Here is a 7,442-nt window from a genome sequence, read left to right as displayed (position 1 = left end):
GGCGTGAGCGCGTCGGTCACCTGCTGCGCCAGCTCCCGGGTCGGCACCAGGACCAGCGCCAGCGGCTGCCGCGGCTGCGCCCGCTGCCCCGCCGTACGGACGAGGAGAGCCAGGCCGAAGGCGAGGGTCTTGCCCGAACCGGTACGGCCCCGGCCCAGCACATCCCGCCCGGCCAGCGAGTTCGGCAGCGTCGCCGCCTGGATCGGGAACGGTTCGTTCACACCCAGGCTGGTGAGCATCCTCACCAGGTCGAAAGGCAGGTCCAGTTCGGCGAAGGACGTGACGGCGGGCAGCGCCGGAGTGAGCGTGACCGGAAGAGCGAACTCTCCTCGCGGCGATCCGGTACGTCGTCCCTGGCCGCCGGATCCGATGCGGCCGCCTCTGCCGGAGCCGGCCGTACGAGTGCGGGAGTAGCGGTCGTTCGTGCGCGGTGTGCGGTTCATTCAGAACCTCTCTCGATGCGGCACGTATCGAGAATTCTCGGCGGGAAGAACAGCTCAAAGAATCGCAAGAACGAGCCGGGTACATATAAAAGCGGTGCCGGGCGGTGCGCCTGGACAATCGGCTCGTCCGCCGCCGGCGGGCGGTCGTACGCCCCGGTTTCTCGTCATACACAAGGCCATGACGGCACACCGGGCGATTTCCGCCGGAAAAGCAACAGAGCTGGGGCCCGCATCCCAAGGTGCGGGCCCCAGCTACGCCGTACGCGTCAGCGTCAGGCAGGAACGATGTTCTCGGCCTGCGGGCCCTTCTGGCCCTGCGTGACGTCGAAGTTCACCTTCTGGCCTTCCTGCAGCTCACGGAAGCCCTGGGTGGCGATGTTCGAGTAGTGGGCGAAGACGTCGGCGCCGCCGCCGTCCTGCTCGATGAAGCCGAAACCCTTTTCCGCGTTGAACCACTTCACGGTGCCACTGGCCATGTCTGATCTCCTTCGGGGCATTCACCGGAGACTCGCATTCTGCGAGCCCCACGTCGCCGCGATGATTACCCCGTCCGGAAAACACCGGAAATACATAAGTGCGCCTGCCGGCCAGGAAAGCCGGACAAGAGCACTTGAAGTCTTTGGGAACCACAACTGCAACTGAGATCAACAGTAGCACGGTGCAAGCGGACGGGCACGGCAAGTGTTATCGCTCCGCCCGTCAGAGCATAAATTCTCTCCAGCCATCGGGTTGATTTCTGCACCAGCGGCAATAGATATCCGCCGCCGTCGAGCGAGGCGCCCCGTGGCGGCGATTCGGCGGCTCGCGGGAGCCGCCGGAGACCGGCGCGGTTTCTCGGGCTCCGGAGCGCGTACGGTGTGCGGGCGTAACCGGACGATCCGTAACCAACGGATGCTTGGAGCGGCGGTCATGTGCTGGAGTGCGACGGCCGACCTGGTGGCGGGGGCCGCCGTCGCCACGATCGGTGTGGCCTGTGTGGCGCGGCTGCGCCGGGCCCGCGATCTGCCGCTCGCCGCGCTGCCGCTGCTCCTCGGGGCCCATCAGATCATCGAAGCCGTCGTGTGGCGTTCGGGTGGCGGCGCGGGCCCGGCGACCGTGGCCTGGGCCGTGGTCGCCCTGCCCGTGCTCGCGGTGTGGGTGCCGCTCGGAGTGCTGCTCGCCGCGCCCGCCCGTGCGCGGCGCCGGCTGCTGGTGCCGGCCGTCGTCGGGCTCGCCACCGCCACGGCGCTCGCGTACTGTCTCGCCACCCGGACCGTCACGGCCGAAGTCCGGGGCCACACCCTCGGTTATGTCGTCGACCTGCCGTACACGCCGCTGATCGTGGCCGGTTATCTCGTGGCGACCGTCGGTTCCCTGCTCCTCGGTGGCGATCCGCTGGTGCGGCTGCTGGGCGCGGTGGTCGCGTGCGGAGCGGTGCTCTGTCTGCTGCTGTGGCGGCTGGAATTCGTCTCCACCTGGTGCGCTCTGGCAGCGGTCGCCTCGGTCCTCATGCTCGCCTGGGTGCGGCGCCGGCCGGAGGGGCCGCCTGCTGCCGTGTCCGGCGGGCGGCGCCCGACGGGCCGGTGATCCAAAACGCCGCTACATCCAGCCGCGCCGGGCGGCCTGCCACGCCAGTTGCATCCGTGTGGTCGCTCCCGCGAGAGCCATCATCGCCTGGATGCGCCGCTGCACGGTACGTCTGCTGAGTCCCATCTGGCTGGCTATCGCCTTGTCCGCGACGCCCGCGACCAGGAGCGAGAGCAGCTTACGGTCCGTCGCCGACAGCTCGTGGTCGTGCGGCGATCCGTCCGTGCCGATGACCGTTCCTGACTCGCTCACGTGCAGCGGTACCGCGTCCTCCCAGTAGCGCTCGAACAGCGCGACCAGTGCCTCCAGCAGACTGCTGCCGCGGACCAGCGCCGTGGTGGGCTCCTCGGAGCTGCCGCTCGGTCCGCCGGGCACCAGAGGACAGATCGCGATTTCGCGGTCGGCGACGGCCAGCCGTAGCGGCAGATGCGGGACCGCACGGGCCATCTCGCCCGCGCGCACGCCCTCCACCACATTGTCGACGGCGCCGGAATCGTCGAAGAACGCCCGCTCGTACAGGACGCGGTAGCGCACGCCGCGGGCCAGCGCGTCGTACTCGGCGCGGTTGCTTCCCGAGGGCATGGCCACATACTGCGCCTTGCAGAACCAGAGCATCTCGTGGCGCGTGTTGTCCTGGATCTGCCGCAGGTGCTGGCGCAGCGCTTCGGCGCCTGTGATCACTTCGATGAGCTGGTCGGGGTCGCGGCGGCGCCTGGTGCGCCGATAGGTCTCCAGCAGATCGGTGACCGCCGCGCGGGCCTGGTCCAGGGCGTCGGACTGTCTCTGGAGCTGCGGCAGCAGGGCGACGTCGGGCGGGGTCGCGGCGAAGTTGTGCGGCGCCCGGTCCGTCCCGCTGGCGAGTCCCTTGGCCGTGAGCGCCGCCAGTATGCGTTCGATTTCGCCGGGCATCAGACCGGACTGCTCCACGATCTCGTCCGCCGACGCGGTGGGCACCGTCACGAGAAGCCTGTAGACGGTTTCCTCGGCCGGGGTGAGGCCCGCTGCCTCCAGCATCGTGCTCCTTTCCGCCCCTGCCGACGGTGTGCGGGAGCGACGGGACGGGCGCGTTGGAGAGCACCCGGCACCAGGGCCCCGCCGGAACCGGACCGGCGACGGGCAACCGCACTATACGCCCTGGTCATGTCAGACCCGAGGCACGCGAAGCGGCGGGCACGGAGGCTCTGACACACCTCCGTACCCGCCGCTCCCGGCCCCGGCCGCACTGGCCGCCGGGTCCGTCGCCGTCCTACTCGCTCAGCAGGTACGCGCGCTCCACGGTCTGCCGGATCTTGTTTCCGGCACTGTCGGTGGCCGTGACACGCAAGGTGACGTACGCGTCACCCTTGGTCCGGCCGGGCCGCTCGACGGTGGTGGTGAAGCGGTTCTGACCGCGGTCCTTGGCCCGGGCCTCCTTCGTCCAGGTCTTGCCGCCGTCGAACGAGGTCTCGACCTGGACCGTGACGCCGCGCGGTGCGGACAGGCCGTCCTGGTTGCGGACGGTCAGGCCGATCTCGTGGTCGCGCCGCGCGGTCACCGTGTTGTGCTCGTCGACAGGCACGTCGTAGTCGAGCTGGAGCAGCGGGAGCGTCGCCTCCGTGGCGGCGGTGTCCGAGCGGAAGGACCACGAGGTCTCCGTCCGGGTGCCGAACTCCCACTCGGAGGTGTCGCGGGACGTCGACAGGTCGAGCCGGTAGTCGGCCTTTCCGGGCGCCACCTCGAAGTCGGACCAGGCGTCCGGCGCGTCCGCGGTCTTCTTGCCGTTCCGGTACAGGCTGGCGGAGACGGCGTTGCCCTGTTCCTCGGCGGCCTGCGCGGAGGTTCCGATACCGCCGCCTCCGCCGGTCAGCCCCCGCGCCCAGTGGCCGCTGCCGGAGTCGGTGAGCTCGGGAATACGCAGCGCGAGGACATCACCGGTGCGGACGGACGGCGTCGTTGTGCCGCGCGGGATCGCGGGCCGCACGACAGCGCCGAACCAGTTCTCGCCGGGCTGCTTGCCGGGACGGTAGGTCCGCTCGTCGTCCCGCATACCGACCGTCAGCGGGACGTCGACGTCGAAGGCGGGCTGGTCGCTCACGAAGTGCTGCCACAGAGTGTCGTCGGCGCTGACGTACTCGGTGCGCTGGGTGCCGGTGGGCACATAGCGGCTGTACTGGTTCCAGACGAAGTCCTGGTAGGGACGCCGGGCGAACCGCTGCTCGCTGCCCCATCCGGTGTCACCGCTCGCGGCGTAGGTGGTCGGGACCACGGCGCTGTTGCGGTCCGAGACGGTGTGGACGACATGCTGCGGCACCTGTCCGGCGGAGACCTGCATCACGTCGTACAGATACGGGCTCTCGGCGGTGCCGGAGAACTCCACCGTGGTCTTGTGCCGCGCGGCCCGCTCCAGCAGAGCGGTGCCCTCGGCCGCGGTCACCCGCATGGTGGGCAGGGCCAGACGGTCGCCGAGTGGAGACCAGCGGGTCCAGGAATGCATGTCCGACGGGAAGATGAGCATGAGTCCGGCCGCGCCGGCCTTGGCCGCCGCCTTGGCCAGGTCCGTCTCGTCCGAACCTTCGTCCCTGACGACCGCGAGCTTGCCGCGGACACGGTTGCCGCGGAAGTCGGGTGCGGCGCTCGTTCCCGCGTCGACCGGAGTCAGCCGGGCGCCCTTCGCGCCGAACAGCGCGGAGACGTGTGTGTAGTAGGGACTGAGCGAGATCTTCGTCCCGGGGACCTTCGCCTCCAGCAGCGGTGCGACGAGCTGCCAGCGAGAGGCGAACTCGAACTGGCCCTCGGTGACCTTGGCGGTGGGGCTGATGTACAGACGCTTGGCGACGTCGAAGTACATCGTGCCCTGGATCAGGCCGTGGCCGTCCAGTTGCCGGTAGGTCTGGTAGCTGATCACGCCGCGCTGTTCGGCGGGCTTGGGAGTGCGGATCTCCACCTGGGTGGTCTTGCGGGCGTCCAGCGTGACGGCCGTGTCCTTGGTGACCTTCACCTCGGGCAGGACGACCTCGCGCAGTTCCTGGCCGTCCGAGGCGTTGTCGATCGAGGAGTAGCTGAGCTGGTACGTGCCTTCCTCGACCTCGGCGACGGCCGGGACCTCGCTGATGTAGTTCACGAATCCGTCGGGACCCCAGATGGTCGGCAGGCCCGGGACGCGCTTTCCGTTGTGGTCCACGGTGGTGACGGTGAGCCGGTGTGTCGGCCCGTGCACCGTGAGACTCGCCGTGGTGTGCACGGCCACCTTGCCGTCGGCGGTGGTGGCGCTGACGTATCCGTAGTACTTGCCCCGCTCGACGACGGACGGGTCGGCGTGCAGCGGCACCTCGGCGGTGGCACCGGCGGCGACACGGACGGAGTCGGAGCCGAGGCGCACTCCGCCGTCGGCGATCTCCTGTCCGCCGGTGGTGGCGAGCTGTACCGCCAGGCGCAGGGTGACCTCGGACGAGGAGGTGTTGGTGTAGCGGATCGTGGCGTCCTGGCCCTTTCCGGCGGTACCGCCGGAGACGTAGGAGCCCAGTGAGACGGTGCCGGTCGCGGTGACCGGTCCGAGGGTGGCCGCCGCCAGGTCGATACGGCCGCCGCCCTGCTCGGTCACCTGCTGGCCGGGTACCGTGTGCGCGGTGCTGACCAGGGCGTCCTTGAGGCGGACGGCGTCCCAGTCGGGATGCTCCTGAGCCAGCAGTGCCGCGGCGCCGGCCACATGCGGCGTGGCCATCGAGGTGCCGGAGGCCGCGACGTAGTACGGGTCCACGGGGTCGCCCATGGTCGTCCCGGTGGCGCGGGCGGCGACGATGCCGACGCCGGGCGCGGTGACGTCCGGCTTCACCGCTCCGTCGCCGAGCCGCGGTCCACGGCTGGAGAACGGCGCCAGTGAGTCGTCGCGGTCGACCGCGCCGACGGTGAGCGCCGCGTCGGCCGCGCCGGGCGAACCGATGGTCTGCGTGCCCTGCTCACCGCTGTTGCCCGCGGCCACCACGAACAGCGCTCCGCTGCTCTCCGACAGGCCGTTCACCGCGAGGCTCATCGGGTCGGTGCCGTCGGTGGGCGTGTCCGATCCCAGGCTCATGTTGATGACCCGGGCTCCCTCGGCCGCGGCCCACTCCATGCCTTGGATGACGGACGACTCGCTGCCGTAGCCGTCGTCCCCGAGGACCTTGCCGATCAGCAGCTCGGCGCGCGGTGCCACACCTTTGCGCTTGCCGTCGGAGGCGGCGCCGGTGCCGCCGACCGTGGAGGCGACATGCGTGCCGTGGCCGAAGGCGTCGTTCGTCCCGGCGCTGCCGGAGAAGTCCTTGGTGGTCGCGGCCCGGCCGACCAGGTCCGGGTGGGTCAGGTCCGCGCCGGTGTCCAGGATGGCGACCTTGACACCCTGCCCCTGGTAGCCCGCGTTCCAGGCGGCGGGCGCGTTGATCTGGGCCGTACTGCGGTCGAGGGTCGGGCTCACCCGGCCGTCCAGCCAGACCTTCGGGGTGGCGGCGGCGCGGGCGGTGGACGACTCGCCGGAGCCGGGGACGAGCTGCTTCCAGAAGCTGTTGAGATCGTCGCCGTCGATCCGCAGCGAACGTGCGTTGATGCTGTCCAGCCGGTGCGAGGGAGCCGAGTCCTCGTTCAGCGCGGACAACCGGTCGAGGGCGGAGGCCGGTTCACCGGCCGGCTGGGAAACGATCAGCGGCAGGGCGTCGGTGTTCGCCTCGTCATAGCCCTGAGCGAGCAGCTCGGTGACGTTGAACAGCCGCCGGTCCAGCTTTCCGGTCGAGACCGGGCCGATGGCGTCGGAGGGCAGGACACTGAGGTCGCCGTCCTCTTCCACGGTCTTGAAGATGACGCCCTCGCGGCCGGGCGCGGGCTCCACGGAGGCGGTGCGCCTGCCGTCGGGTCCGCTGCCGACGGTCACTCGGTCACCCGTGATCAGCCGCACCGTGGTCGCGGGACCCGCCGGGGCGGAGCCGTCGGCGGAGGTGCCTCGCGCCGAGGACTGGGCCGAGACGGGCGCCACCGCACCCGCGGTCAGTAGCAAGGCCGTTGATACTGCCGCCGAAAGGCGGGTCCATCTCATCTTTCCAACCCCTTCGTTCAACACCGCTGTTACGCGCTGTTCGACAGAATCCGGTAGATGTCGAAGGGCTGTCACTGCTTCCCGGTGTCGCTGTTGCGACATGTCTCAACAGCGACAACGCCGCGCCGGGGTGCCCAAGACGCGTCCGGGCGGCAGCGTGCCACGCGCATTACGACCCGGCCGGACGGCGCGGAGACCGCGTAAAGCCTCTGGCCCGTGGGGAGTTGACGCGGTGCGCGGCGCCGCGTTCATCGGCCGCGGCCCGAACCGCCCAGCGCGGTACGGCGCGTCAGCCGCGGGCGCCTTCCACGCCTCCCTACCATGTCGGACAACCGAAACATGTCGGACAGCCACGCGCCCGCGCTCTTCCTGCGGACCCGAGGAACCGCCAC

General features: G+C 70.3%; 5 protein-coding genes. 1 reads left to right on the top strand and 4 read right to left on the bottom strand.

The genetic code is table 11. The features are described from left to right. Both PV679_RS28925 and PV679_RS28920 read right to left on the bottom strand, forming a co-directional pair. Nucleotides 1-443: DEAD/DEAH box helicase (locus PV679_RS28925; RefSeq protein WP_319683433.1), on the bottom strand; the 443-nt coding region annotated here is incomplete at its 3' end. A gap of 272 nt (nt 444-715) precedes the next feature. After that, complete coding sequence (locus PV679_RS28920) at nt 716-919, bottom strand: cold-shock protein (protein ID WP_030228921.1); 204 nt, start codon at nt 917-919, stop codon at nt 716-718. 433 nt (nt 920-1,352) lie between these two features. On the opposite strand from PV679_RS28920, the gene PV679_RS28915 reads away from it, so the two are divergent. Continuing rightward, nucleotides 1,353-2,009 (top strand): DUF6629 family protein, encoded by a 657-nt coding sequence (locus PV679_RS28915; RefSeq protein ID WP_319683430.1) that lies wholly within the window; start codon nt 1,353-1,355, stop codon nt 2,007-2,009. A 12-nt stretch (nt 2,010-2,021) separates the two neighbouring features. Here PV679_RS28915 and PV679_RS28910 read toward each other — a convergent pair whose 3' ends face one another. Together PV679_RS28910 and PV679_RS28905 are read right to left on the bottom strand one after the other, a co-directional pair. Further along, entirely contained in the window at nt 2,022-3,023 is a 1,002-nt protein-coding gene (locus PV679_RS28910) for a helix-turn-helix domain-containing protein (protein ID WP_319683429.1), read from the bottom strand. Between the two features lie 232 nt (nt 3,024-3,255). Beyond that, on the bottom strand, nt 3,256-7,050 hold the full coding sequence (locus PV679_RS28905) for a S8 family peptidase (protein WP_319683428.1): 3,795 nt from the start codon (nt 7,048-7,050) through the stop codon (nt 3,256-3,258). Nucleotides 7,051-7,442: the final 392 nt, after the last annotated feature.

Source organism: Streptomyces sp. AK02-01A, from assembly GCF_033795305.1.
Lineage (GTDB): Bacteria > Actinomycetota > Actinomycetes > Streptomycetales > Streptomycetaceae > Streptomyces.
Note: the sequence above shows the minus strand (reverse complement) of the source record. Positions and strands in the feature narration are given on the sequence as shown.